Raw genomic sequence first — 25,916 nt, 5'->3', positions numbered from 1 at the left:
TGCGCGTCGTGGTCATGATGCAGGATGTGGCCCTGCCCGGGGCAAGCTGCAAGCACCGGGCCCGCACGGCCGTGCCGCTTCATCAAAAGCTGCTCCGCATCAAACCCGCGAGACGGTCCAGGGCCGCGTCGAGGGTCGCATCCTGCTTGGCGAAACACAGCCTGACGAGGTTGCGCACGGCCCCCTGCGCATAGAAGGCGCTGATGGGAATCGCCGCCACCCCGTGCTCCCGCACGAGATGCCGGCAGAAGGCGACGTCGTCCGCGCAGCCGAGGCGCGGGCCCAACTCGGCGATATCGACGGTAAGGAAGTAGGTCGCCTGCGACGGCAGCACGGAGAAGCCGAGGCCTGTGAGTCCGGCGCTCAGCCGGTCGCGCGAGCGGGCGAACCGGGCGCGCATCTCGAGGAAATAGGCCTCGTCCTTGGAAAGCCCGTAGGCCACCGCCTCCTGCAGGTTCGGCGGCGTGGTGAAGGTGAGGAACTGGTGCGCCTTCGAGACCACCTTGAGCAGGGGCGGCGCCGCCATGACGAAGCCGACCTTCCAGCCGGTCAGGCTGAAGATCTTGCCGGCCGAGCCGATCTTCACGGTGCGGTCCCGCATGCCCTCGAACCCGATCAGCGGGCGATGGGGCCGTCCATCGAAGGTCACGTGCTCCCACACCTCGTCGCAGATGGCTGTCACGTCGAATCGCTCGCAGAACCTCGCCAGCAATGCGAGATCCTGTTCCCCGAACATCGTCGCGGTCGGGTTCAGCGGGTTGTTGAGAACGACGACGCGGGTGCGCTCGGAGAAGGCCTGCGCCAGCGCCTCTTCGTCGAGGCGGAAATGCGGGGGCTGCAGGGTGACGAAGCGCGGGATGCCGCCGGCCTGCCGGATGATCGGCAGGTAGGCGTCGTACATCGGCTCGAACAGCACGACCTCGTCGCCGGGCGAGACCAGGGCGAGCAGGCTCGCGGCCAGGGCCTCGGTGGCGCCCGATGTCACCATCACCTCGGTGTCGGGATCGAGAGCGAGTGCCTGATGGCGCTCGTAATGGGCGGCGATGGCGCGGCGAAGCACCGGCAAACCCATCATCGGCGGGTATTGGTTGTAGCCGTCGCGCAGGGCATCGGCGGCCTTCTCGCGCACATCCGCCGGCCCGGGATCGTCCGGGAAACCCTGTCCGAGATTGATCGCCCCGAGCTCGCGCGCCAGCACCGACATCACGTCGAACACGGTATTGGGGAGGTCGGCGAAAACAGGGTTCATCCGGGAAACGCTCGTGGGCGATAAACTGAAGCTGACGTCGTCCGCCCCCCTCGGTAGCATGGGCGTTTCGGGCCGGAAATCGTGCTTTTGGGAACGTGCGCGATCGCACGCCCCTCCGCCCGTAATCCCGGACCGCGCCTGACGATTGTTGACATTCATCAGGCGTAACGTAGGTTCTGGCCATGGCCGGAGCGGTCGCCGCTCAACAGGAACACCGCCCCCTCGTTTCGGTTGGGCGACGTACCGCTCCGGTCCTTCCCAAGAAGCCGATCCCCCAAGGATTGAAGTCGTCGCTCCGGCTCGGGGCGGCGGCTTTTTCCGCGTTCCGCTTGTGCTTCGACGGTCCTCCGGGGTAGCGACCTCGTATCGGATTACGAGGACGACCGCGTTGAGTACCCGCGCCTGCTGCGCCCTTGCCTTCCTCATCGCCCTGGCGGGAGCGGGATTGCGCCTCGCCATGCCGGTGACGCCGCCGGACGCGGCCTACCACGCGGTGGTCGAGGCCTACCCGTCGAAGCCACTCCCCTGAAGGCTTCGGCCGATCCGCCGCCGGAACGTCGGAAACAACCCGGAAACTTCCGCGCCGCACTGGCGTCGCAATAATCCGGCATTTCGGCCGCGATGCTGAGCGATCGATCGACGGGTAAGACCCACCGGCAACCCAGCGCGGCTCCCGGCACTGTCCCGGATCGGCGCCCCGCTGCGCGGTGGTCGCGCCCCCTGTTCCCTCGGGACTCACGTCGCCATTTCGTCCAGACTGCGCGGTGCCGTTCGGGAGCGATCGGCTGGATTGTCGAGGCATGAACGAACAATCGCCCATCCGGACCGAAACGGCCCGGGAATTCAGACCGGACACCCCGGCGCCGACGCGCCGGCGAAGCCGTGTGGGAACATGGTTGATCCTGCTCCTCCTCCTTGCGGGGGCGGGAGCGGCCGGCTACAGATTCTATCTCGCGCCCAAGCTCGCGCCCAAGACGGAGAGCACGGCCGACGGCGCGCCCGCCCGCGGCAAGGGCGCCCGTGGACGTCCGGGCGACATGCCACAGGCGGTCGGGGTCGCCACGGTCTCCACCGGCGAGATCCCGGTGGTGCTGTCGGGCCTCGGCACGGTGACGCCGCTCGCCACCGTGACGATCCAGTCGCAGATCAGCGGCTATCTCACGGAGATCGGCTTCCGTGAGGGGCAGACCGTGAAGAAGGGCGATTTCCTCGCCCAGATCGATCCGCGCATCTACGAGGCGCAACTCGCCCAGTACCAGGGCCAGCTCGCCCGCGATCAGGCCCTGCTGCAGAATTCGAAGCTCGACCTCGCCCGTTTCCAGCGCCTCAGCCTGCAGGATTCGATCTCGAAGCAGAACGTGGACACGCAAGCGGCCCTGGTGAAGCAGAACGAGGGCACGGTCGCCATCGACCAAGCCCAGGTCGACCAGCAGAAGCTCAACATCGCCTATACGCGCATCGTCTCGCCCGTGGAGGGCCGCGTCGGCCTGCGCCAGATCGACCAGGGCAATTACGTCACCGCCGCCTCCACCAACATCGTGGTGGTGACGCAGCTGCATCCGATCTCGGTGGTCTTCACCCTGCCCGAGGACGACGTGGCGCGCGTCATGCGCCGCCTGCGCTCGGGGGCGAAGCTCACGGTGACCGCCTATGACCGGGGCGATGCCAACGTGCTCGCCACCGGCACCCTCGACACGGTGGACAACCAGATCGACACCACCACCGGCACGGTGAAGCTGCGCGCGCTGTTCGACAACAAGGACGAGAGCCTGTTCCCGAACCAGTTCGTGAACGCCAAGCTCACCGTGGACACGGTGCGGGATACGCCCATCGTCCCCACCGCCGCGATCCTGCGCGGCACGCCCGGCGCCTATGTCTACCTGCTCGACAGCGACGACAAGGTCGTGGTCCGGCCCATCACCGTCGGCGAGGCCGATGGCACGCGCAGTGCCGTCACCAAGGGGCTGGCGGTCGGCGACCGGGTGGTGGTCGACGGGACCGACCGCCTGCGCGACGGCGCCAAGGTCCGCGTCACCGAGGGCGGCAAGGGGCAGGCGCCACCTCCCGGCGAACCTGCGGCGCCCGGCCAAGCCGCGCCCGGCCAAGCCGCACCTGCAACCGACGCCCCGGCCACGACATCGACGCCCGCCGCCGGGACACCTCCCGAAAACCCGCCGCAGAAGCGCGAGCGCCGCAGAGAGCGGCCGGCGGCGCAGCCGTGATGGTCACTCTCGACGCCGTTTCTCCCTCCCCCCTCTGCGGGGGAGGGTGCCTGCGGAGCAGTCGGGAGAGGGGACGACCTCTCCGGACAGCGCGCTCCCCTCTCCCGACCCACTGCGTGGGCCACCCTCCCCCGCAGGGGGGGGAGGGGAGTGGCGGCGCGCCCGTCATGGCCCTTACCCCATGAACCCGTCCCGCATCTTCATCCTGCGTCCCGTCGCCACCACGCTGTTCATGCTGGCGATCCTGCTGGTCGGCATGGTGTCGTACCTGAACCTGCCGGTCTCGGCCCTGCCGTCGGTGGAGTACCCGACGATCCAGGTGCAGACCTTCTATCCCGGCGCCAGCCCCGAGGTGATGACCTCGGCGGTGACGGCGCCGCTCGAGCGGCAGTTCGGCCAGCTCGCCAACCTCAACCAGATGACCTCGCAGAGTTCTGCGGGCGCCTCTGTCATCACGCTTCAGTTCAGCCTGGATCTCGGCCTCGACATCGCTGAGCAGCAGGTCCAGGCGGCCATCAATGCGGCGGGCAACCTGCTGCCCTCCGACCTGCCGGCGCCACCCATCTACGCCAAGGTCAACCCGGCCGACGCGCCGATCCTGACCCTGGCCCTGACCTCCACGACGATGCCGCTCACCGAGGTGCGGGATCTCGCCGAGACGCGGCTCGCCCAGAAGATCAGCCAGGTCTCCGGCGTCGGCCTCGTCAGCATGGGCGGCGGCCAGCGCCCCGCCGTGCGCGTGCGCTTCAATTCGCGTGCGCTGGCTGCCTACGGCCTCAACATCGACGACCTGCGCACCACGATCACCAACCTCAACGTCAACACGCCGAAGGGTACGATCGACGGGCCGACCCAGTCCTACGCCATCAACGCCAACGACCAGATCCGCGATCCGAAGGCCTACGAGCAGGCGATCATCGCCTACAAGAACGGCTCGGCGGTGCGGCTCTCGGACGTCGCCGACGTGGTTAACGGCCCGGAGAACACCAAGCTCGGCGCCTGGATGGACGAGACGCCCGCCGTCATCCTCAACATCCAGCGCCAGCCCGGTGCGAACGTCATCGCCACCGTCGACAAGATCAAGGCGCTGCTGCCCCAGCTGCAGGGGACGCTGCCCGCCGCGATCACGGTGACGCCGCTCACCGACCGCACCACCACCATCCGCGCCTCGGTGCACGACGTGCAGGTGGAGCTGGCGCTCGCCATCGGCCTCGTGGTGCTGGTGATCTTCCTGTTTTTGCGCAGCCTGTCCGCGACCCTGATCCCGAGCCTGTCGGTACCGCTCTCGCTCATCGGCGCGCTCTCGATCATGGATCTCTACGGGTTCTCCCTCGACAACCTGTCCCTGATGGCGCTGACCATCGCCACCGGCTTCGTCGTCGACGACGCCATCGTGGTCATCGAGAACATCGCCCGCCACGTGGAGGAGGGCGATTCGTCGATGGAGGCGGCCCTGAAGGGCAGCCGCGAGATCGGCTTCACCATCATCTCCCTCACCGTCTCGCTCATCGCGGTGCTGATCCCGCTCCTGTTCATGGGCGACGTGGTGGGGCGCCTGTTCCACGAATTCGCCATCACGCTCGCCGCCACCATCGTGATCTCGGCGGTGGTCTCGCTCACCCTGGTGCCGATGCTGTGCGCCCGCCTGCTCAAGCACGCCCCGGAGGCGGAGCGCCGCGAGGGATTCATCGCGCGGGCCGGCCGTAGGGCCATGGACGGGGTAATCTCCGGCTACGGGCGGATGCTGCGCATCGTGCTCAACCACCAGGGCCTGACCCTGGTGGTCACCCTCGGCACCATCGCGCTCACCGCCTACCTGTTCGTGGTCATCCCCAAAGGGTTCTTCCCGGTCCAGGATACCGGCGTCATCCAGGGCGTGACCCAGGCCGACCAGACCGTCTCCTATGCCGAGATGGCCGACCGCCAGCAGCAACTCGCCCGGATCGTCCTGCAGGACCCCGATGTGGCGAGCCTGTCCTCCTTCATCGGCGTCGACGGGCAGAACGTGACGCTGAATTCCGGACGGTTCCTCATCAACCTGAAGCCGCATGAGGGCCGCGCCACCGATGCCAGCGCGATCATCCGCCGCCTGAAGGAAGCGACGCGCGGGGTCGCCGGCATCCGGCTCTACATGCAGCCGGTGCAGGACCTCACCATCGACACGGCGGTGAGCGCGACGCAGTATCAGGTGATCCTGGAGAACCCGAACCTCTCCGAGTTCGAGACCTGGGTGCCGCGCTTCGTCCAGGCGCTGCAGCGCTCGCCGCTGCTGTCGGACGTGGCGAGCGACCTCCAGGGCAACGGGTTGGCGGCCTACATCACCATCGACCGGCCCACCGCGGGCCGCTACGGCATCACCCCCGCCACCGTGGACAACGCGCTCTACGACGCCTTCGGCCAGCGCATCGTCTCGACGATCTTCACCCAGTCGAACCAGTATCGGGTGATCCTCGAGGCCGACCCGGACCTGCACAAGACCCTCGACAGCCTGAACGGCATCTTCCTGCCCTCCTCCACGGCGGCCTCGGGCCAGGTGCCGCTTTCGGCGGTGGCGCGGATCAGCGAACGCCGGGCGCCGCTTCTCATCAGCCATCTCGGCCAGTTCCCGGCCACCACCGTCTCGTTCAACCTCGCCGAAGGCGCGGCGCTGGGCGATGCGGTGCAGACGATCGAGGCGGCGCGGAAGGAGATCGACCTGCCCCCGAGCTTCCGCGTGGTGCCGCAGGGCTCGGTCTTCGCCTTCCAATCGGCGCTCTCGAACCAGCTCTTCCTGGTGATCGCCGCCATCGTCACCGTCTACATCGTGCTCGGCGTGCTCTACGAGAGCTTCGTCCACCCGATCACGATCCTCTCGACCCTGCCCTCGGCCGGGATCGGCGCCCTCGTCGGGCTGATGCTCTACGGCATGCCGCTGGACATCATCGGCGTCATCGGCATCGTGCTGCTCATCGGCATCGTGAAGAAGAACGCGATCATGATGATCGACTTCGCGCTCCAGGCCGAGCGCGAGGAGGGCATGGCCCCGCGCGACGCGATCTACGAGGCCTGCCTGCTGCGCTTCCGCCCGATCCTGATGACGACGCTGGCCGCCCTGTTCGCGGCGGTGCCCCTCATCCTCGGCACCGGCGTCGGTTCCGAACTGCGCCAGCCGCTCGGCATCGTCATCGCCGGCGGCCTCATCGTTTCCCAGGTGCTGACCCTGTTCACCACCCCGGTGATCTACCTCGCCTTCGACCGGCTGGAGCGCCGGTTCAAGCGCGGCGGCGGCGCGAAGGCGGCGGGGGTGACGCCGTGAGCTGGGACCTTGCCGTCACTCTCCCTCCCCCCTCTGCGGGGGAGGGTGGCCCCCGAAGGGGGTCGGGAGAGGGGAACCCGGTTTCCGGATCGGACGCGCAGAGCGACGATGGGCGCACCCTCGTCAGACCGACTCCCCATTTGCGTGCGTTCGCCCGCGAGCAACGTCGGCTCCGTACCCTTGCCGAGGATGCGTTCTGGCAGCAGGTGCGCGGTAGCCGCTTCCGTGGGCTCAAATTCAGACGCCAGGTTCCCCTGCCGCCCTACATCGCCGATTTCCTCTGCGCCTCCGCCCGTCTGATCGTCGAACTCGACGGAGCCCCGCATGACGAGGCCGAACGCCGTGATCGCGACGCCGCGCGCGATGTCTGGCTGCGGGAGCAGGGGGGCGAGATTCTGCGCTTCCCGAATGACCGTGTCCTGAGCGATCTCGCCTCGGTCCTCGACACGGTCGGCGCGACCGTCGAGGCGCGGCTGGCTCGCGCCGCGTCCGGCCGCGTCGCTCCCCTCTCCCGACCCGGCCTGGCGGCCGGGCCACCCTCCCCCGCAGAGGGGGGAGGGAGTATGCGCCCGGCTCCCCGCCCATGAACGTCTCCGAGCCGTTCATCCGCCGTCCGGTCGCCACGACGCTGCTCACCATCGGGGTGTTGCTGGCGGGCATCTTTGCGTTCTTCAAGCTGCCGGTGGCGCCGCTGCCGCAGGTGGATTTCCCCGTCATCCTGGTCCAGGCGCAGATGGCCGGGGCCTCGCCCGAGACCATGGCGACGACGGTGGCGGCCCCCTTGGAGCGGCGCCTCGGCATCATCGCCGATGTGGGCGAGATGACCTCCACCAGTTCCGTCGGGACGGTGCGGATCGTCCTGATGTTCAATCTCAACCGCGACATCGACGGGGCCGCCCGCGACGTGCAGGCGGCGATCAACGCCGCGCGGGCCGACCTGCCCACCGCCCTGCGCTCGAACCCGACCTATCGCAAGTTCAACCCGGCCGATGCGCCGATCCTGATCCTCGGGCTCACCTCGAACACCCTGTCGCCGGGCCAGCTCTACGATTCCGCCGCCACGGTGGTGCAGCAGAAGATGTCCCAGCTCCCCGGGGTAGGGAATGTCGATATCGGCGGCTCGTCGCTCCCGGCGGTGCGGGTCGAACTCGATCCAACCGCCCTCTACAATTACGGGATCGGGCTCGAAGGGGTGCGCGCCGCGATCGCCTCGGCCAATGCCAATTCCCCGAAAGGGGCGATCGAGACCGACACCCGCCATTACCAGCTCTACGCCAACGACCAGGGCCGGGTGGCGGCGGATTATCGCGACATCGTCGTGGCCTACCGCAACGGGGCGGGCGTGCGCCTCACCGATGTGGGCAAGGTCGAGGATTCGGTGGAGGACAAGCGCAACCTCGGCCTCGTGAACGGCCGGCCGGGCGTGATCCTGTTCATCTACAAGCAGCCCGGCTCCAACGTGGTCGACACCATCAAGGCGGTGAAGGCGGCGCTGCCGCAGGTCCAGGCCGCGCTGCCGGGAGATATCGATCTCACCGTCACCGGCGACCGCAGCGCCACGATCCGTGCCTCCCTCGCCGAGACCGAGGAGACCCTGATCATCGCGGTCGTCCTCGTCATCGGCGTGGTCTTCGCCTTCCTGCGCTCCGGCCGGGCGACCCTGATCCCGGCCGTGGCCGTGCCGATCTCGATCATCGGCACCTTCTCGGCCATGTACCTGCTGGATTACAGCCTCGACATCCTGTCGCTGATGGCCCTCATCATCGCGACGGGCTTCGTGGTGGACGACGCCATCGTCGTCCTGGAGAACATCCAGCGCCATATCGAGCTCGGCAAGCCGAGGGTGGAGGCCGCCCTAACCGGGTCGAAGGAGGTCGGCTTCACCGTCATCTCCATGACCCTGTCGTTGATCGCGGTGTTCATCCCGATCCTGCTGATGGGCGGCATCGTCGGGCGGCTGTTCGAGGAATTCGCCGTCACCCTGTCCCTGGCGATCCTGATCTCCCTGGTCCTCTCGCTCACCACCACGCCGATGATGTGCGCGCTGCTGCTCAAGCGCGAAAGCGTGCCGGAGGGAGAGGCGCCGCGCCGCCCCAACCTCCTGATCCGGGGGCTGGAAGGCGCCTTCGAGGGAACGCTGCGCGCTTATGAGCGGACCCTGCGGATCGCCCTCGCTCATCGCCGCCTGGTGCTGCTCACGCTGTTCGCGACGATCGGGCTCAACGTCTATCTCTACATCATCGTCCCCAAGGGCTTCTTCCCCGAGCAGGATACGGGTCAGATGATGGGCGGCATCCAGGCCGACCAGCGCATCTCGTTCCAGGCGATGAAGCAGAAGCTGGAACAGGCGACCGCCATCGTGCAGGCCGACCCGGCGGTGGACAGCGTCGTCGGCTTCACCGGCGGGCGCGCCACCAACTCAGCCAACGTCTTCGTCGGTCTGAAACCGCGGGGCGAGCGCGCCTCGATCACCGAGGTGATGACCCGGCTGCGGCCGAAGCTGGCGCAGGTGGCGGGCGCCCGGCTGTTCCTGTTCCCGCGCCAGGACCTCCGCATGGGCGGGCGCCAGAGCTTCGCCCAGTACCAGTACACCCTCCAGGGTGACACGGCCGACGAGCTCTATGCGGCGGCGCCCCGGCTCGTGGAGGCGCTGCAGAAGAATCCGGTCTTCGCCGACGTCACCTCGGACCAGCAGGAGGGCGGGCTCGAGAGCCGCCTCGTCATCGACCGGGCCACGGCCTATCGCTACGGCATCACGCCCGACAAGATCGACAACACGCTCTACGACGCCTTCGGCCAGCGGCAGGTCTCGACGATCTACAATCCGCTCAACCAGTACCATGTCGTCATGGAGATCGCGCCGCGCTACCTGCAGAGCCCGGAGACCCTGAAGACCGTCTTCGTCTCGACATCGGGCGGCAAGGCGCGCGGCTCGGCCATTACCAACGCCGTGGCCGGGACGGTGGCGGGGGCCGCGACGACGGGGACGACGGCCTCCACCATCGCCGCCGATTCCGCCCGTAACGCCGCCTCCAACGCCATCGCGGGCGGGGCGGGGGCCTCGTCCAGCGCACCCGTTTCGAGCGCCAAGGAGACGATGATCCCGCTCTCGGCCTTCGCCCGGGTCGAGACCGCGAACGCGCCCGTGCAGGTGAGCCACCAGGGCCTGTTCGTGGCGACCACGCTCTCGTTCAACCTGGCGCCGGGCAAGAGCCTCTCGGACGCCACCGCCGCCATCGAGGAGGCCGAGGCGCAATTGCGCCTGCCGGCGACGATCCACGGCGAATTCGCGGGCGCCGCCAAGACCTTCCAGGCCTCGTCCTCACGCCAGCCGCTGCTGATCCTGGCGGCTTTGCTGGCCGTCTACACCATCCTGGGGATCCTCTATGAGAGCTTCGTCCATCCGGTGACGATCCTCTCGACACTGCCCTCGGCCGGCATCGGCGCGCTGCTGGCGCTCCTCGTCTCCGGCACGGAATTCACCATCATCGCGCTGATCGCGGTGTTCCTGCTCATCGGGATCGTGAAGAAGAACGCGATCATGATGATCGACGTGGCGCTGGATGCCGAGCGCACGCGTGGGGCCACACCGAAGGATGCGATCTTCGAGGCCTGCCTCTTGCGCTTCCGGCCGATCATGATGACAACGCTGGCGGCCCTGCTCGGCGCCCTGCCTCTCATCCTCGCCGGGGGCGAGGGGTCGGAGATGCGCCGCCCCCTGGGCATCGCCATCGCCGGCGGCCTGATCGTGAGCCAGCTCCTGACCCTCTACACCACACCCATCGTCTATCTCTATCTCGACCGCCTCCGCCGGCGGAAGCCGACGCCCGGCGTTTCGGTGAGCCCGGCCGAATGAGCGGGCGTGACCGGACGATGCGACCCGCGCGTAGCAACCCTTCCCCCACGGACCTCGGGCTTGCCCGAGATCCGTCTTTGGCTGGCCAAGTCGGGCAGGCCCGACTTGGTGCGGGGGAGGGTGCCTGCGGAGCAGGCGGGAGAGGGGCCGATCTCTCCGGTCAGGGCGCTCCCCTCTCCCGACCCTCGCTGACGCGAGGGCCACCCTCCCCCGCAAAGGGGGGAGGGAAGGGGCGTTGGTGCCTGCCCGTCCTCGCCCTCGCCGCAACCCTCTCCGGCTGCATGGTCGGGCCCGATTACTCCCGCCCCTCCGTGGAGACGCCGCTGGCGTTCAAGCAGGGCGGAATGCGCGAGGACAGCGTGGCCCATGTCGCCACGCGGAAGGGCTGGCGCGCGGTGCAGCCCAATGACGGGGCCGAGCGCGGCGATTGGTGGCGCGTGTTCCGCGACCCCGCCCTCGACCGGCTGATCCGCCTCGTCGACGTGGACAACCAGAACCTGCGCGTCTCCCTGGCCTCCTACGACCAGGCGCGCGGCCTCGTCGCCCAGGCGCGCTCGGCGCTCTACCCCACCGTCATCGGCGCGCCGACGATCACGCGCTCGCGGACGCTCGGCACCGAGCGCACCTCGGTCTCGCTCCAGGCCCAGGCCTCGTGGGAGCTCGACCTGTTCGGCCGCATCCGGCGCAACATCGAGAGCGAGGTCGCCAATGCCCAGGCGAGCGCGGCGGATCTGGCGGCCGTGCGCCTGGCGATCCAGTCCGAGGTCGCCACCAACTATTTCAGCCTGCGCTACCAGGATTCGCTGCAGCGCCTGCTGAACGAGACGGTGGAGGCCTATAAGAAGAGCCTCGCCATCACCGAGAACCAGTACAATGCCGGCGTGGCGGCCCGCTCCGACGTGATTACGGCGCAGACGCAGGTGCAATCGACCCAGGCCCAGGCCATCGCGGTGGGCCTGCAGCGCGCGACTTTCGAACACGCCATCGCGACGCTGATCGGGCGGCCGCCCTCCGAATTGTCCCTGCCGAAGGGCAGCCTGCCGAAGACGCCGCCTGCGGTTCCGGTGGGTATTCCCTCCGCCCTGCTGGAGCGGCGCCCGGACATCGCGCAGGCCGAGCGCAGCGTGCAGTCCCAGAGCGAGCAGATCGGCGTCGCCGTGGCGGCCTTCTACCCGACCCTGGTCCTCTCGGGCTCGGGCGGCGTCTCGGGGCTGACCAGCAACGGCGTCTTCTCGGCGGCCAACCAGGTCTGGTCGGTGGCCGCCGCCGGCAGCGAGACCCTCCTCGATGGCGGCGCCCGCACCGCCGCCGTGCAGATCGCGAGAGCCGCCTACGACGCCACGGTGGCGACCTACCGCCAGACCGTGCTCACCGCCTTCGCCGAGGTGGAGAACGGCTTGGCCGGCGTGCGCATCCTCGCCCGCCAGCAGGCGGCGCAGGAGGAGGCGGTGGCCTCGGCCCGCCGCGCCGTGGAGATCACCCTCAACGAGTATCGCGCCGGCACGCAGAACTTCACCACGGTCATCACCGCCCAGGCGCTGGAGCTGAACAACGAGGTGACCGCCCTGCAGGTGCGGCTCAACCGCTTCACCACGGCGGTGAGCCTCATCCGGGCGCTGGGCGGCGGCTGGGACGTGCGCAGCCTTCCGACACCCGACGAACTCAAGGGCGACCGCCTGCCGATCGACCGGGGCCAAGCCGTCCGCACGGACGAGTGAGCCGTCCGCTGCGGGCGGATGGCGAGGGATTGCACGGGCGGTGACGGTGCGCGGCGCCGCGCGGATCAGGCGATGATGAGGAAGTCGGAGGCGGCGAGGGCCGTCTCCTTGGTGAGATGCGCGAACAGGACGGGTTTGTAGGTCGCCCCCGAACCGTCCCGGTCGAAGAAGAGATCGCCCGTCGCCGTGTCGTAGAGGATGCGGTCATCCGCATCCGAGGCTCGGGTGCCGATGGCGAAGGCGCCCTTGGCGAGCCGCCCGGTGGCAAGCCCGAGGAAGACGTCGTCGTCCAGCTTGACGGTGTCGTCGGCCCGCGAAAAGTCGGTGATCCGATCGACGTTCTTCCGGGCATCGAGGGCGGTGGCGAACACGAAGACGTCGTCGCCCGCCCCGCCCTTCAGGCGATCCTTCCCGGCGCCGCCGAAAAGCGTGTCGTTGCCGTCGCCCCCGAACAGCCTGTCGTTTCCCGCCCCGCCGAGGAGCCGGTCGGCGCCCGCCCTCCCGTCGACCCTGTCGTTGCCGGCGAGCCCGTCGATCCGGTCGGCGAGGACGCTGCCCCGCAGGATGTCGGCCTTGCCCGTCGGCAGGATGTAGGCCGGGTCGCCCTCATGGGTGCCGACCAGTCGGTCGAGGCCGCGCGTCGGCGCGGCGAAGGGGATGAAGCCGTCGACGAGGGCCAGGGCATCGAACTCCGCCACGCGCTCGGCGCCGTTGACGTAATCGACGGAGAAGACCGGCTTTCCGTTGCCGAGGAAGTCCTGCTTCAGGATCCCGATCGTCTCGGCATCGGGCCGGAGCGGATTGTTCTCGTCGCGGGCGCCGCGATAATAGAGGTCTTCCACCGCGATCCCGCCGATGACGTCGAGATAGGCTTCCCTGCGCGCCGTATCGTTGCCGAGATCGTTGAGGATCCAGGCGCCGTTCTGCGGGATGACGAAGAAGTCGGGGTTGGTCTCGCGGGTGTGTTCCGTGAGAGCGACGACGAAATCGACCATGCGCTGCGCGGCCTGCTTCACCGAGACGGGGTCGCCGGCCTGCCGGTCCTCGGCGGCGACTTCCGTGCCCCAGAAATAGTAGCCGTCGATGATGTCGAGATAGGCCGCGTCGAAACCCGCCGCGACGATGGCGTCGAAATCGCCCGTCCGCGCGTCGTTGAAGAGGATGTCCTGCCACTCCTTGTCCCAGAAGCGCACCTTGCGCGATTCCGGCCAGTCGGGATTGAGCGGCCCGAGCCAATCGGGCGCCCGCGCGCCGAGGTCGCCCTCCGCCAGTCCCGTCTCGGTCCAGCCGGGTTGCCAGTAATCGCGAAAGTCGGACGCCTCGCCGATGGAGATGTACGAGACGACCATGGAACGGCCGCCCATCCCGTCCTTCATGCGCGTGATGTCATCAGCCGAGAACCGGAGGGCGTTGGTGCCGTCGCGGGAGGAATCGATGACGAGGAGGTCATGGGTCGCCGAGGCGAGCAGATCCCGGTCGAGGGGCGCGCCATCGCGTCCTTGCAGTTCGTATCCCCAGGTCTCGACCGCGACGGTCCCGGTGGAGGTTCTGAAGGTGACCATGGGTCGATCGGTCCTCGCATTCGGCCGCGTCGCGGCGAGCGTCCTGCTGGGCGTGGCGGACGTTCGGCCTCTCTATGGGGTCGCAAGCCCTTAACGGAGGCTTCGATCGATCCGGCGTTTTCGATGCAAGCGATGCGTCCGATGTCGGCCGTCGAGCACGGGCCATGTTCCGCCACCACGGCAGCGTGATCGCTGCTATGCACCATGGATCGGAACGGCACGGCGCAAATCCGGTTTGACCCGCGTCGCCGATCCATCCCGGAGTATCCGTCCCATGAGCCGATCCGACGTCCCAGCGAGCGACGGCAAGCAGAAGCTCGCCAGTTCCGAGGTCGAGACCGCCCCCCCCTGCACCCTGGTGATCTTCGGGGCGGCCGGCGACCTGACGAAGCGCCTGCTGATGCCGGCCCTCTACAATCTCGCCGCCGGCGGGCTGCTCTCCGAGGGGCTGAAGATCGTCGGTATCGACCATAACGACCGGACGAGCGAGGGTTGGCGCGACGACCTCTCGCAGACGATGCAGTCCTTCACCCAGGACCACACCTCCGAATTCCACCCGGATTCCATCGACCCCCATCATTGGGGCTTCATCCGTGAGCGCCTGACCTTCACGAAGGGGGATTTCGAGGCGGCGGAGACGTATCATCGGCTCGCCCAGGACATCGGCGGCAACGCGATCTTCTACCTGGCCGTGTCCGCGCGCTTCTTCGGCCCGGTGGTGGACCATCTCGGTGCGGCGGGCCTGCTGAAGGAGGGGGAAGGCGCCTTCCGCCGCGTGGTGATCGAGAAGCCGTTCGGCACCGATCTCGCCTCGGCGCGCGCCCTCAACGCCCGCATCCTGGACCAGGCCGACGAGTGTCAGGTGTTCCGCATCGATCACTTCCTCGGCAAGGAGACAGTGCAGAGCATCCTGGCGCTGCGCTTCGCCAATGCCATGCTGGAGCCGATCTGGAGCGCCCGCCACATCGACCATGTGCAGATCACCGCCGCCGAGACCATCGGCGTCGAGCAGCGCGGCGGCTTCTACGAGCCGACCGGCGCACTTCGCGACATGGTGCCGAACCACCTCTTCCAGCTTCTGTCCATGGTGGCGATGGAGCCGCCCGCCAGTTTCGATGCGGAGGAGATCCGCAACGAGAAGGCGCGGCTCGAGGAAGCCGTGCGGCCGGTGACGCCGGATCAGGCGGTGCGTGGCCAGTACGCCTCCGGTGAGGAGCATGGGCATGCCGTGCGGGGCTACCGCGAGGAGGCCGATGTCTCGGCCGACTCCCGCACCGAGACCTACGCGGCCCTGAAGCTCTCCATCGATAACCCGCGCTGGTCCGGCGTGCCGTTCTACCTGCGCACCGGCAAGCGTCTGGCCGGGCGCCTCACCGAGATCGCCGTGCATTTCAAGCCGCCGAGCCACGGCCTGTTCGCGGGCACCGCTCTCGCGCCGAACGTCATGCACCTCCACATCGACCCCGACCAGGGGCTGAGTACCCAGTGGAACGCCAAGCGGCCGGGGCCGGAGATGCGCCTCGGCGCGGTCACCTCCTCCGTGCGGTTCGGCGATTTCTTCACGGAGGCGCCGAGCGTCGGCTACGAGACCCTGATCTACGATTGCATGATCGGCGACCCGACCCTGTTCCAGCGGGCCGACGCCATCGAGGCGGGCTGGGCCGCCGTCGATCCCCTGATCCGGGCCTGGGGCGACGCCCCGGTGGAGCTCTATGCGGCGGGCAGCAACGGACCGGCGGGGGCGGATGCCCTGCTCGCCCGCGACGGGCGGGCCTGGCTGCCTCTCGCGGAGGGGTGAGGCTCGCGCGTCTGGGCCTGTTTAAGGTGTTTTTCCCAAGGCTTCCCCTCATCCTGAGGTGCCGCGTAGCGGCCTCGAAGGAGGCTTCCAAGGATCGCGCGCCCACTGGAAGTCTCGCTCAAAGCCCTTTGCTGAAGCAAAGGGCACCTCAGGAAGAGGTGGTCGGCTTGGGAAAATGGACCTTGCCGGATGGCCGACTTTGGCATGCGCCGCCGCTGAGAAGTCCGATCGAAGGTCTCTTAGGCTGGCTCAGCGTCAAGCCGCCGGGATCTGCGGATGGGCGCGAGCGTGCGCAAGGCATCGTGGTGGAGGAGAAGGACGCCGGTGGCGCCCGACAGCCTGCGCGCGGCGGGGGTGAAGCCGGCATTGGAGACGACGGCCGCCATATCCGCCTGCCAATAGCGTGCGGCCGCCGAGGCCTCCTGGACCGCCGCGTTGCCCACGGGCTTCGTGTAGCGCTTGCACTGGAGGACGAGGCGGATCCCTGAGCGCTCGGCGACCACGTCGGCCCCCTGGTCGCCGCTGGCCTTCGTCGGGCGCGCCGCCCATCCCGCCTCGCGCAGCGCCTCGGCGCAGAAGCGCTCGTAGGCGATGCCGTCTTCCGGGGCCTCGTCCTCGTCCGGCAGAGCGACGGACAGGGCAACGTCGTCGATGATGTCGAGGACGATCGGCCAGCGGGTGTCGGCGAGGTCGGTGAAGCCCTTGGCATCGAGATGCGGCAGGATCGTCCGCTCGGCGAAGTAATCCCGCTCACGTAGCCAGCCATCGTCGATCCGGTTGCCGTAGGCGTCCTCGAAACATTCCTGGCGGCGGCGGAGGGCGAGGGTCTCGGCATGCGCGCGCGCGAGCCGGCGCACTGTCCGCCTGAAGCGCCGGGGCCTGTCGAGGCGATGCAGCAGGATCAGGCAGAGACAGAGGCCGGTCGCCGCCAGGGCGGGGAGTCCGAACCAGAAGGCCAGGCCCCCACCCAGGAGGGTGGTCCAGAACAGGCGCGCGACAAGGCTCGATCGACCGGACATGCGCACCCTTTCCCGCTGCCAACGCGCCCGCATCGGCCGCGCCCTCTTTCGCAGAATGCCGGGAGGGTCTTGCGACGGGCCTAACGTCGGCTCACGCCAGAAAAACCGCCTGCTCCGATAGTGCTGTGTTGCGCGAGACGAAATCGGATGTCGTCAATCGACATCAGGCAACAATGATGGGATTCATGCCCCTGGATTGGTGCGAATCCATTCACATCGAAGTGTGTTTGCGAAGGAAACGCACAAAGTGGATGATGCTACCGTGCGAACGGGGGAATTATTTATTATTTTGCATGCAGTTTGGCCCCAAAGAGTCTCGGGACAGGAAAGCGCAAGCGTTCCATCGGAGATGTGCTCGGTCGATGTGTGATCGCGACCGATGATATCTGTGTAGTTTTCTTGTGGATGAGGATGCCATTGGGCCGTGTGCCGGCCCCGATAGCACCGAGCACATCCGTTTGGCGTCCCGAACGAGTAATCCGCTCACGGCGGCCCCATCGATGCGGCACACCTATCGTCCGCACGTGAGAGAGCGGGGTACCACTCGCCTTCTCAAGCGAGAGAGCTTCTGATTCCGCGACGAAGCTCGATGAAGCGTTCGCAAGCCCGAAACGAGAGAACAAAAACGCGTAGAGTTGCATCCGACATGACCGAGTCAAATCGAATGCAGCTCTCCGTGTTCGTCCTACCGTGCATGCTTTAGACGAGGCGATCTCCCGCGTCGTCTCATCCTGCTTCAGCTCCAGGCCTTCGTTGTGTCACGCTCTTTCTAGCCAAAGCGGCATCCGCTTCGGCAGAGAGGCTTTAGGCTCCGGACCCATAAATTTGGCTTGGCAGGAGTGTCTGTGATTCGTTTGCCGTGGAGGAAGACCGGATGGACGAGTTTTGGCTGACGGACGCACAGTTTGCGAAGATTGAGCCGCACTTACCGACAGATACGCGCGGCAAGGAGCGCGTCGATGACCGTCGGGTGATCAGCGGCATCATCCAGGTGCTGAAGTCGGGCGGGCGTTGGGCGGATGCACCGCGCGAGGTCTATGGTCCGAAGAAGACGCTCTACAACCGGTTCGGGCGCTGGGCGGCCAAGGGTGTCTGGACCAATCTGTTCGAGATCTTGGCCAAGGCTGGCGGTCCACCCTCACAGGTGCTCATCGATTCCTCGGCCGTGAAAGCGCATCGCTGCGCATCCGGCGGAAAAGGGGGGAGCACAATCAGGCCATCGGCCGCTCGCGCGGCGGGCGCACGACCAAAATCCATGCGCTCACCGACCGGTTCTGCCGCCCGCTCGCTTTCCTGCTGACAGGCGGACAGGTCGCGGACTGCAAGGCAGGAGCCTTGCTCCTCGAGCGTTCGCCCCGGTGCCGTATCCTGCTCGCCGACAAAGGCTACGACAGCGATGCCATCCGCCGGCAGATCGAGGCGACGGGAGCCGCTCCCAACATCCCGCCAAAGTCCAACCGGCGCTGGAAGCCGTGCTTCTCGCCAGTCCTCTACAAGGGCCGCAATGCCATCGAGCGCATGTTCGGCCGCATCAAGGACTTCCGTCGCATCGCCACACGATACGACAGGCTCGCAACCCACTATCTCGCTGCCGTCTGCATCGCGGCAACCGTCAGCTATTAGTTATGAGTCCGGAGCCTAGGAGGCCAGAGCCGCGCGGGGGCGACGGCCGCGCGGTGCGGGAGAGGTAGGGGCTTCGGCGGCGGGAGGCTTTACGCGGGTCTTCCGGCGCTGCTGGCCCAGACCCATGTTCTTCGCCAGTTCCGACCTTGCCGCTGCGTAGTTCGGGGCAACCATCGGATAGTCGCTCGGAAGGCTCCATTTCGCCCGATACTCGTCAGGCGTCATGGAATAGCGGGTCCGAAGGTGACGCTTTAGCGATTTGAACTTCTTGCCGTCTTCGAGACAGATGATGAAGTCCGGCGTGATCGAACGCTTGATGGATACGGCCGGCGTCAACGGCTCGAATTTCTCCAGCGAAGCAGCCGCCGTCAGGTTGCTCAGGGTCGCATGGATCGATGCGATCAGCGCTGCGATATCCGAAACAGGTACGGAATTGTTGCTCACGAATGCCGAGACGATGTCGGCGGTAAGCTCAATGTAATCCGTTACAACGTCGTTCTCGAGTTCCACGCTCACCCCCGGAAGTAGGACAGTTTTAGACCGGCCCAAGGCACCGATCGATGCCGGCGGAAGGGTCTTGTCATCAACATGAGTTGACTAGGCAGTTCGTAGGGCAGCCATTAACAAAGCGCAAGAGGCTATGGCAAGACCACATCCTTAATGAAAACTGGAATGAAGCTTCAGGTCTGTTGGGGGAGCTTCAAGCACCGCAGAATTGGCTGATGTTACCGGGAGGGAGAGGATTTTTTTATCCCCTAAGCTCTGAAAAAAATTGCAGGCGACCATAGAAACGGCAATTTATTTGTTGAATTGGAACCTCGCTGCCCAGGTCTGAGCTATTTTAGGTCAGTTTCGCAACTTTGAATGTAGGCTTCCGAAATAAACTACACGCTTTGTAAGAATGTCTAAGCGTCCGTCGAATCGGCTGCCGAAACAGCCTCCCGTTGCGCAGGAGAAGAAAAGTTTTTCTGGGAATCTGCTGCCGAAAGACCGTTCAAGCCGTAGATGAGGGGCGATGCAGTCGGTTCTACGTAATCATCGCACCCCGTTCCGTCCGACAGAGTCGGATGTTTTCACGGCGCTACGTCCCGGCTTCGCGGCCCATAGCTTTCGAACCGCCTGACGGTTCGGGCGATCTCGGCATCCGACAGTATGATTGGTTTGCCCACCTGCAGCGCGGCTGCATATTGTCGGCATAGTGCTTCCATCTCTACCGCCAGCCACAACGCCTTCGTGAGGTTGCTGCCGATGGCGATCATGCCATGGTTGGCCAGCAGGCAACCAAGGCGATCCTCGAGGGCCGCGACGGCCGCGACAGAGAGCTCTTCCGTACCGTAGGGCGCGTAGGGTGCGCAGCGTATAGTCGGGCCGCCCGCCGCCGCGATCATGTAATGGACGGCGGGAATCTCTTGTCCGCACATGGCAAAGGCGGTGCAATAGGTCGGATGGGCATGCACGACGGCGCCGATCTCGGGTCGCCGCTGCAGGATATCGCGATGAAAGCGCCATTCGGAGGAGGGGGCGAGGGCATGGTCATGACCGCCCGCCATGGTCATCGGCACGATGTCCTCCGGCCGCAAGTCGTCGGCCGGGATGCCGGAGGGCGTCATGAGAAAGCCGTCGCGATAGCGTACGGAGACGTTTCCGGCGGTGCCCTGGCTCAGTCCCAGTGAGATCAGGGACCGCATCGCCTCGACGATGGCGCAGGAAATCTCGTAAGCTTCTGGCTCTGACATGTGGTTCCCCGAGTCGCGAAAGACCCATGCCTTATACCGTGCCGGTCGGCGTGATGTCGCATTCCGCCGCGCCGGCCTGATCGAAGGTCACGCCAGTTCATGAGCACCTATCGCTTCGAGGCGTTGCTGGCGCCACGGGCGATCGCGGTCGTCGGCCTCGGCCGGGGCGCGCTCGGCCAAGCCGTGGTCGGCAATCTGGAGAAGGCCGGGTTCGCCGGCCTGGTTCATCTCGTCGGCGAAGCGGGCCTTCCTACCCTCGACGACCTGGATGACACGCCGGATCTAGTCGTGATCGTCGCGGAGGCCGCGTTGGTGGAAGGCTGGGTCGAAAAGGCGGGCCTCCGGGGTGTCGCCGTGGCCGCCATCCTCACGTCCGGCCTGTCTCAGGAACTGTGCGAGGCGGTGCGCAACCGTGCGAGGCAATGGGGCATGCGCCTCCTCGGCCCCAACAGCATGGGGCTGATCGTACCGCGTGCCCAACTGGATGCCAGTCTGTTCGCGGCGGCGCCGAAAGCCGGCGATCTCGCCCTCATCTCGCAATCGGGCACGGTGGCCGCCGGCATCGTCGCCTGGGCCGCGCATCGTGATGTCGGGTTCTCGGCCGTCCTGTCCCTCGGCGCCGCCTGCGACATCGACATCGCCGATTGCCTCGACCATTTCGCCGCGGACATCCACACCCGCGCGATCCTGCTGTCGCTGAACGTGATTCCCAATGCGCGCAAATTCATGTCGGCCGCCCGCGCGGCGGCGCGCGCCAAACCCGTCCTGGTGCTGCGCACGGGGCGCCACGAGGCGCCTCTGCGCCACACGGTGACCCATACCGGCGCCCTCGCCCGGCCGGATGCCGTCTACGAGGCGGCGTTCCGGCGGGCGGGACTGCTCAGCGTCGACGGGCTCGACGCCATGTTCTCGGCGGTGGAGACGCTGGGCCGGCAGCGCCCCTTCCCCGGCCAGCGCCTTGCCATCCTGGGGAATGGCGAGGGCATCGGCGCGCTCGCCGCCGACAGGCTCGCCGACCGGGGCGGCACCCTGGCCGCGGCGGGGCTCGGCGGCAATCCCGCCGATCTCGGCGTCGAGGCGGATGCGCAGGCCTATGCCGACGCCCTTGGGCCCCTTCTCGCCGACCCGGCCAACGACGCCGTGCTGGCGATCCACGTGCCGACGGCCCGCTCCGACAGCGCCGGTGTCGCCTCGGCCATCGCCGACACGGTGAGCGCCGCCCGGCGCAAGGGTGGGCGGCGCAAGCCTGTCTTCGCGGTGACGGTGGGCGACGATGGCGAGGCCGGTGCCGTGCTCGCCGCCGCCGGCATCCCGCGCTTCGCCACGGACGCCGACGCCGTGGAAGGCTTCATGCATCTGGTCCGCTACCGCGAGGCGCAGGACGACCTGATGCGCACGCCGGATTCCCTCCCACGGGAATTCTCACCCGATGTCGAGGCCGCCCGCGCCATCGTGGCAACTGCCCTGGATGCGGGGGAGACTTGGCTCGATCCCCTCGCCGTGGCGGAGCTCCTGGCGGCCTACCGGATCGACAGCGTGCCGCTCACGCTCGCCCCCGATGTCGATGCAGCGGCAGCCGCTGCCTGGCCCATCATCGCCGAGGGCGGCGCCGTGGCACTCAAGGTGGTCTCACCGGACATCGTCCACAAATCCGATGTCGGCGGGGTGCGCCTGGACCTCACCAGCGAAGCCGATGTGCGCGCCGCCGCCGCCGACGTCCTCACACGAGCCCGGCGGCAGCGGCCGGATGCGCGGATCATGGGGTTCGCGGTCCAGCCTATGGTGCGCAAGGGTAAGCGCCGCGAGCTCATTGCCGGCCTCGCCGAGGATCCCGTCTTCGGCCCCGTCGTGGTATTCGGGCGGGGCGGCGTTGCCGTGGAGGTCATCGACGACCGGGCGCTTAGCCTGCCTCCCCTCGATCTCCGGCTCGCCAGCGAACTCATCGACCGTACCCGGGTGGCGCGGCGGCTCGCCGCCTATCGCGACGTGCCGGCGGTGGACCGGAGGGCGCTCGGCCTCATCCTAGTCAAGCTCGCCCAGCTCTCGGCCGACCTGCCCGAGGTACGCGAACTCGACATCAATCCCCTGCTCGCCGATGCCAACGGCGTGCTGGCCCTGGATGCCCGCGTGATGATCGGCCCCGGTCCGGAGCGGCGAGGCGGCACCCGAAACCCGCGCTTCGCCATCCGCCCCTATCCGGTGGAATGGGAACGCAATCTTGTGCTGAAGGGCGAGCGGGTCACCGTGCGCCCGGTGCGGCCAGAGGATGAGGGGCTGTTCAAGAGCTTCTTCGAGCAGGTCAGCGCCGAAGATCTGCGCCTGCGCTTCTTCATGCCCGTGCGCGACTTCAACCATGCCTTCCTGGCCCGGCTGACACAGCTCGACTATGCCCGCGCCATCGCCTTCGTCGCCATCGACGCGGAGACGGCGTCGATGCTCGGCGCGGTCCGCCTGCACGCGGATGCGAACCATGAGAGCGGCGAATACGCCATCCTGGTCCGCAGCGATCGCAAGGGCACCGGCCTCGGCTTCGCGCTGATGCAGTTGATGATCGACTGGGCGAGGGCGGAGGGTCTGAAGCGTATCGAGGGCACGGTCCTTCGAGAGAACCGCCCCATGCTGGCCGTGTGCCGCAACCTCGGCTTCTCGGCCCATCCGGACAAGGATGACGGCACTGTGATGAAGGTGAGTTTGGCTCTCGGCGAGCCGTAAGTGAGGCCGGGCAAGGCTCGGTGTCTCTCACGAAACTCCCGTTGCGCCGTCCCCCTGAGCGATAGCCGACGCTGACCGGGAGTTTCGTGAACGTTCTCAGTGCTTGGCCTTATTGTTGTACAGCAGGATCCCGATGAAGATCGTGCCGATGCACCATTTGGTGAGATAGACCCCATCGAAGCTGACATGCGGATAGTTCGGGTAGAATCCTAGCCGGAACAGCTCGATGACATGCGAAAGCGGATTCCAAGAATAGATCGTTCGCATTGGCTCTGGGGATAGGTCGACGGTCTTGAAGGCGCCGCTGAACATCATCATCGGTCTGCTCAAAAAGGCGTAGATTTTGCTCCAGCCGGGAAAATACGACTGAATGCTCGAGTTGATGAGTGCCATCCCCAGAGATAGGCAAGTGATAGCGAAAAGACTGATGAGGCACATATCCGGAGACCAAGGTGCGGCCTCTCGAATACCGTAGATGTAAAGTCCAAGAAAGAAGATAGTCATCAAGATTAGGTTTTGTATGACTTGAATCAGAAAGCGAGACAGAAGAAAATCGAATGGTTTGACGAAGTAATACTCTGCCGCTCGCGACTTCAGGCTACGAACGCCGCGAGCACAACGTCGGAAGACATAAAAGGGGAATACACCGGTTCCCATGAAGAGGAGTACAGACGATCCAAAAGGAGGTTCTTTTCCAAATAGAAAAATTCGCAATCCTGCTACGGTCGCGATGACGACGATCGGTTCGATGAAAAGCAGAATGCCGATGGCAGGATGAAAGTTACGAAAGCGAACTCCGAAATCCCGGACGATCAACGCCGTCATGATAGTCAGCCACGGTCGTGCCCTCTGCTTCGAATAAGCGGCCGGAAGGACGATCGAGGAGTTTGCCATCGTTCAGTCGCGATCAAAGTATGCCGGGTGACGCGGAGTGGCGGGTTGCGTGACCGGCACCGGGTGCCGGGTGCCGGGTGTTGCCTCGTCAAAAGGCCGGAATTTTATTCAAGGCCGCGCCGGCGGTCATGACGACCGAAGGCCGACCGCAGTCAGGCTCGGCTGTTCACAATCGAGCGCACGGCGAGCAGGCCAATGAACCAGATCGCCGCCAGGATGACAGCCCCGAGCACCATCGACAGGAACACGCGCGGGCCGCCTGCGCTTTCGGGCAGAGCCGGGCGAACGTAGGGCGTGAGATAGAGGTGCTGGGCGGCCGCGCTGGCTCGTGCGCGGTCGAGGGATTGCAGCGAGGTGAGCAGGATCGCCTGCGCATATTGCCGGTCCATATCGAGGGCCTCGAACCGGGCCACGACTCCGGCCAGGACATTGCGGCCAGAGCGGCTGCCCGAGACCTCTCGCTCGACAGAGGCCAACTGCTCGCGCGCTGCCTGGACGCGGGACTTGAGGGCCAGGACCGAGGGGGCTGTCTCGCTGAGATTCTGCCTGCGGATCGTGTCGTAATCCGCCTCGAGCTGTGACACCGATCCGCGCAGTGTGCCGATGAGCTGGGTGTTGCCCGAGACGACGCTGGGAATCGGATCGATCACTCCCTCCTTCTCACGGAACTCGGCCATGGCGGCGCGGGCCTTGTCAAGGCCGGCCTTGGCCCTCACGACCTCCTGCTCGGCGAACTTGACGGCATCTTCCTCGGCACGCTTGGCGATCTTGTTGACGAGGGTCTCAGACAAGGTGACGAGCTGGTTGGCGATGGTCAGGGCATCATCGGGCCGGAACGCCTTGATCTCGACGGAGGCGAGCCCGGTGAGGGGATCGAAGTTCGCCCAGATCATCTTGTTCCAGTATCGCACCAAGTGCTCTGCCGACCGGCTCCTGTCGAACCGGTTCGGCCAATCGATTTCAGGACGGCTGTAGATCTCGCGGATATCGACATTCTGAGACAACTCGTCGACCACCTGACGACTCTTGAGATAATCGATCACGACGAAGTTCTGTGCGGTGCCACCGCTCGCCGGCCCGCCGTGGCCGCCCATGGCGCTGGCGACCGCCGCTGCAGTCGTACCCCCGCTGCCGCCGCCGCCGAGGGGGCCGGCCGACGGCGTCACCTCGGTCACGGAGAACCGGAACTCGGCGAAGTATTGCGGGGTGGCGAGAAATAGAAAGTACAGCCCGAGCAGGCATAGCGGCAGGAGCACGACGATGCAGAAGCTGATCAGCATATAGCTCCAGTTGTGATCGGGCTGCGGCATCGGGACGAGCGAGAACGTCTCGTCTTCCGCGCCCTCGAGCGCCAGTTCCCGCCGCGCTTCGTCGTCGCGCCGGGGGAGCATCTCGAGGTCGTCGTTCACCGCCAGTTCGTTGGCCCGGGCCCGCTCTTCCTTGACCAGCGCGTCTTTAGTCTCGAGCACGGTTACCTTCGCGGTCGGCAAGCGCGTGATGTTGTTGGGCGCTGAGCTCATGCGTCGCGGGGCCTGTCATCAAAATTCGTCGTCCCTGACAGTAGGTCATTTCCCGGCCCTTTTGTGGCGGCGCACCAGGGATGTGGCCCGTGTGGCTTTCAAGTCGCCAGACGAGAGCTCGCAAGTGATCGTCGGGAAAGCCAGCTATTTCCTGCAATCTTCTGCTGGATAGAGCGGCTCTGGCGCACGCCCTGCACACATCTCCTGTCGCGCCTCCCCATTCTCCGGCGGGGCGCCGTCACGCCTTCGTGATGAGGTCTGGGCGCCTCGCGGCCAGCGGTCACGTCAGATCGGAAAAGTGCGCATCTGAACGGTGACGCGCAACGAAAGACGATCCGCTCGGGTCTACGGATAGCCGTAACGCGACTTGGCGGCGGCGAGCAGGGCGATGGCCTCACGGTCCTGCCCGGCATTGCAGGCCTCGGAAGCGCGGGCGAGGTCGGCCGAGAAGCGCGCGCCCACCGGCGGGTTGAGGTTGCCGGTCGCGACATCGCTGTCGACCACGGCCTGGGTGCGGGTGATGCTGGGACCGCAGCCCGAGCCCGTCGGCGAGGGGGCCAGGGCGGGGGCGGCAGCGACCGTGGCGGCAATGGGCGCCACCGCCGCTTTAGGGGAAGGACCGAATGCACTGCAGGCGCCGAGCGCAGCGGCAAGGCAGGTGACCAGCGTCAGGCCGGCGCGTCGTGGTAGCACCAGGTTCTTGGTCACGGAG

General features: G+C 66.8%; 17 protein-coding genes. 9 read left to right on the top strand and 8 right to left on the bottom strand.

What is annotated here, in order from left to right; translation table 11 throughout:
• Positions 1–82: 82 nt before the first annotated feature.
• Positions 83–1,249, bottom strand: coding sequence for an aminotransferase (locus tag ACYQR9_RS03860; protein ID WP_461228766.1), 1,167 nt, complete (start codon positions 1,247–1,249; stop codon positions 83–85).
• A gap of 388 nt (positions 1,250–1,637) precedes the next feature.
• On the opposite strand from ACYQR9_RS03860, the gene ACYQR9_RS03855 reads away from it, so the two are divergent.
• From ACYQR9_RS03855 to ACYQR9_RS03830, 6 genes are all read left to right on the top strand, one after another.
• Positions 1,638–1,778 (top strand): hypothetical protein, encoded by a 141-nt coding sequence (locus tag ACYQR9_RS03855; RefSeq protein ID WP_200919012.1) that lies wholly within the window; start codon positions 1,638–1,640, stop codon positions 1,776–1,778.
• A 271-nt stretch (positions 1,779–2,049) separates the two neighbouring features.
• Entirely contained in the window at positions 2,050–3,471 is a 1,422-nt protein-coding gene (locus ACYQR9_RS03850) for an MdtA/MuxA family multidrug efflux RND transporter periplasmic adaptor subunit (RefSeq protein WP_461228765.1), read from the top strand.
• Between the two features lie 181 nt (positions 3,472–3,652).
• Complete coding sequence (locus ACYQR9_RS03845) at positions 3,653–6,766, top strand: MdtB/MuxB family multidrug efflux RND transporter permease subunit (RefSeq protein WP_461228764.1); 3,114 nt, start codon at positions 3,653–3,655, stop codon at positions 6,764–6,766.
• A 140-nt stretch (positions 6,767–6,906) separates the two neighbouring features.
• Entirely contained in the window at positions 6,907–7,353 is a 447-nt protein-coding gene (locus tag ACYQR9_RS03840; RefSeq protein ID WP_461228763.1) for an endonuclease domain-containing protein, read from the top strand.
• Positions 7,350–10,622, top strand: coding sequence for an efflux RND transporter permease subunit (locus tag ACYQR9_RS03835; RefSeq protein WP_461228762.1), 3,273 nt, complete (start codon positions 7,350–7,352; stop codon positions 10,620–10,622). The genes ACYQR9_RS03840 and ACYQR9_RS03835 overlap by 4 nt, the downstream gene beginning before the upstream one ends.
• A gap of 281 nt (positions 10,623–10,903) precedes the next feature.
• Complete coding sequence (locus tag ACYQR9_RS03830) at positions 10,904–12,340, top strand: efflux transporter outer membrane subunit (RefSeq protein ID WP_056454636.1); 1,437 nt, start codon at positions 10,904–10,906, stop codon at positions 12,338–12,340.
• A gap of 65 nt (positions 12,341–12,405) precedes the next feature.
• On the opposite strand, the gene ACYQR9_RS03825 is transcribed toward ACYQR9_RS03830, so the two are convergent.
• Positions 12,406–13,902, bottom strand: a complete 1,497-nt coding sequence (locus tag ACYQR9_RS03825) for an endo alpha-1,4 polygalactosaminidase (protein WP_461228761.1) — start codon at positions 13,900–13,902, stop codon at positions 12,406–12,408.
• Positions 13,903–14,176: 274 nt separating this feature from the next.
• Here ACYQR9_RS03825 and zwf point away from each other — a divergent pair, with 274 nt between their 5' ends.
• The gene (gene zwf, locus ACYQR9_RS03820; RefSeq protein ID WP_461228760.1) at positions 14,177–15,700 is read left to right on the top strand and encodes a glucose-6-phosphate dehydrogenase; all 1,524 of its coding nucleotides are present in this window, start codon (positions 14,177–14,179) and stop codon (positions 15,698–15,700) included.
• 239 nt (positions 15,701–15,939) lie between these two features.
• Here zwf and ACYQR9_RS03815 read toward each other — a convergent pair whose 3' ends face one another.
• Entirely contained in the window at positions 15,940–16,719 is a 780-nt protein-coding gene (locus tag ACYQR9_RS03815) for a restriction endonuclease (protein ID WP_461228759.1), read from the bottom strand.
• Positions 16,720–17,593: 874 nt separating this feature from the next.
• Between ACYQR9_RS03815 and ACYQR9_RS03810 the strand changes: the two genes are divergently transcribed.
• Positions 17,594–18,342 (top strand): IS5 family transposase gene (locus ACYQR9_RS03810; protein ID WP_461228758.1). Its coding sequence is split into 2 segments (ribosomal slippage): positions 17,594–17,923 and positions 17,926–18,342, totalling 747 coding nucleotides; the frame shifts between segments, so codons are not numbered across the junction.
• 15 nt (positions 18,343–18,357) lie between these two features.
• Here the strand turns inward: ACYQR9_RS03810 and ACYQR9_RS03805 are convergent.
• Both ACYQR9_RS03805 and ACYQR9_RS03800 read right to left on the bottom strand, forming a co-directional pair.
• Complete coding sequence (locus ACYQR9_RS03805) at positions 18,358–18,852, bottom strand: Ros/MucR family transcriptional regulator (protein WP_461228757.1); 495 nt, start codon at positions 18,850–18,852, stop codon at positions 18,358–18,360.
• A gap of 563 nt (positions 18,853–19,415) precedes the next feature.
• A complete protein-coding gene (locus ACYQR9_RS03800) occupies positions 19,416–20,078 on the bottom strand; it encodes a class II aldolase/adducin family protein (RefSeq protein ID WP_461228756.1) in 663 nt (220 codons plus the stop codon).
• 99 nt (positions 20,079–20,177) lie between these two features.
• Between ACYQR9_RS03800 and ACYQR9_RS03795 the strand changes: the two genes are divergently transcribed.
• Positions 20,178–22,790: a bifunctional acetate--CoA ligase family protein/GNAT family N-acetyltransferase gene (locus ACYQR9_RS03795; RefSeq protein ID WP_461228755.1), complete on the top strand. Its 2,613-nt coding sequence runs from the start codon at positions 20,178–20,180 to the stop codon at positions 22,788–22,790.
• 96 nt (positions 22,791–22,886) lie between these two features.
• Here ACYQR9_RS03795 and ACYQR9_RS03790 read toward each other — a convergent pair whose 3' ends face one another.
• From ACYQR9_RS03790 to ACYQR9_RS03780, 3 genes are all read right to left on the bottom strand, one after another.
• Positions 22,887–23,615 carry an ABC transporter permease gene (locus ACYQR9_RS03790; RefSeq protein WP_461228754.1) on the bottom strand — a complete coding sequence of 243 codons (729 nt, stop codon included), beginning with the start codon at positions 23,613–23,615 and terminating at the stop codon, positions 22,887–22,889.
• Positions 23,616–23,836: 221 nt separating this feature from the next.
• Complete coding sequence (locus tag ACYQR9_RS03785) at positions 23,837–25,153, bottom strand: hypothetical protein (RefSeq protein WP_461228753.1); 1,317 nt, start codon at positions 25,151–25,153, stop codon at positions 23,837–23,839.
• Between the two features lie 396 nt (positions 25,154–25,549).
• Positions 25,550–25,912: a hypothetical protein gene (locus ACYQR9_RS03780; protein ID WP_461228752.1), complete on the bottom strand. Its 363-nt coding sequence runs from the start codon at positions 25,910–25,912 to the stop codon at positions 25,550–25,552.
• Positions 25,913–25,916: the final 4 nt, after the last annotated feature.

This window comes from Methylobacterium sp. CM6241, from assembly GCF_054817845.1.
This window is presented reverse-complemented; position numbering and strand designations above follow the sequence as displayed.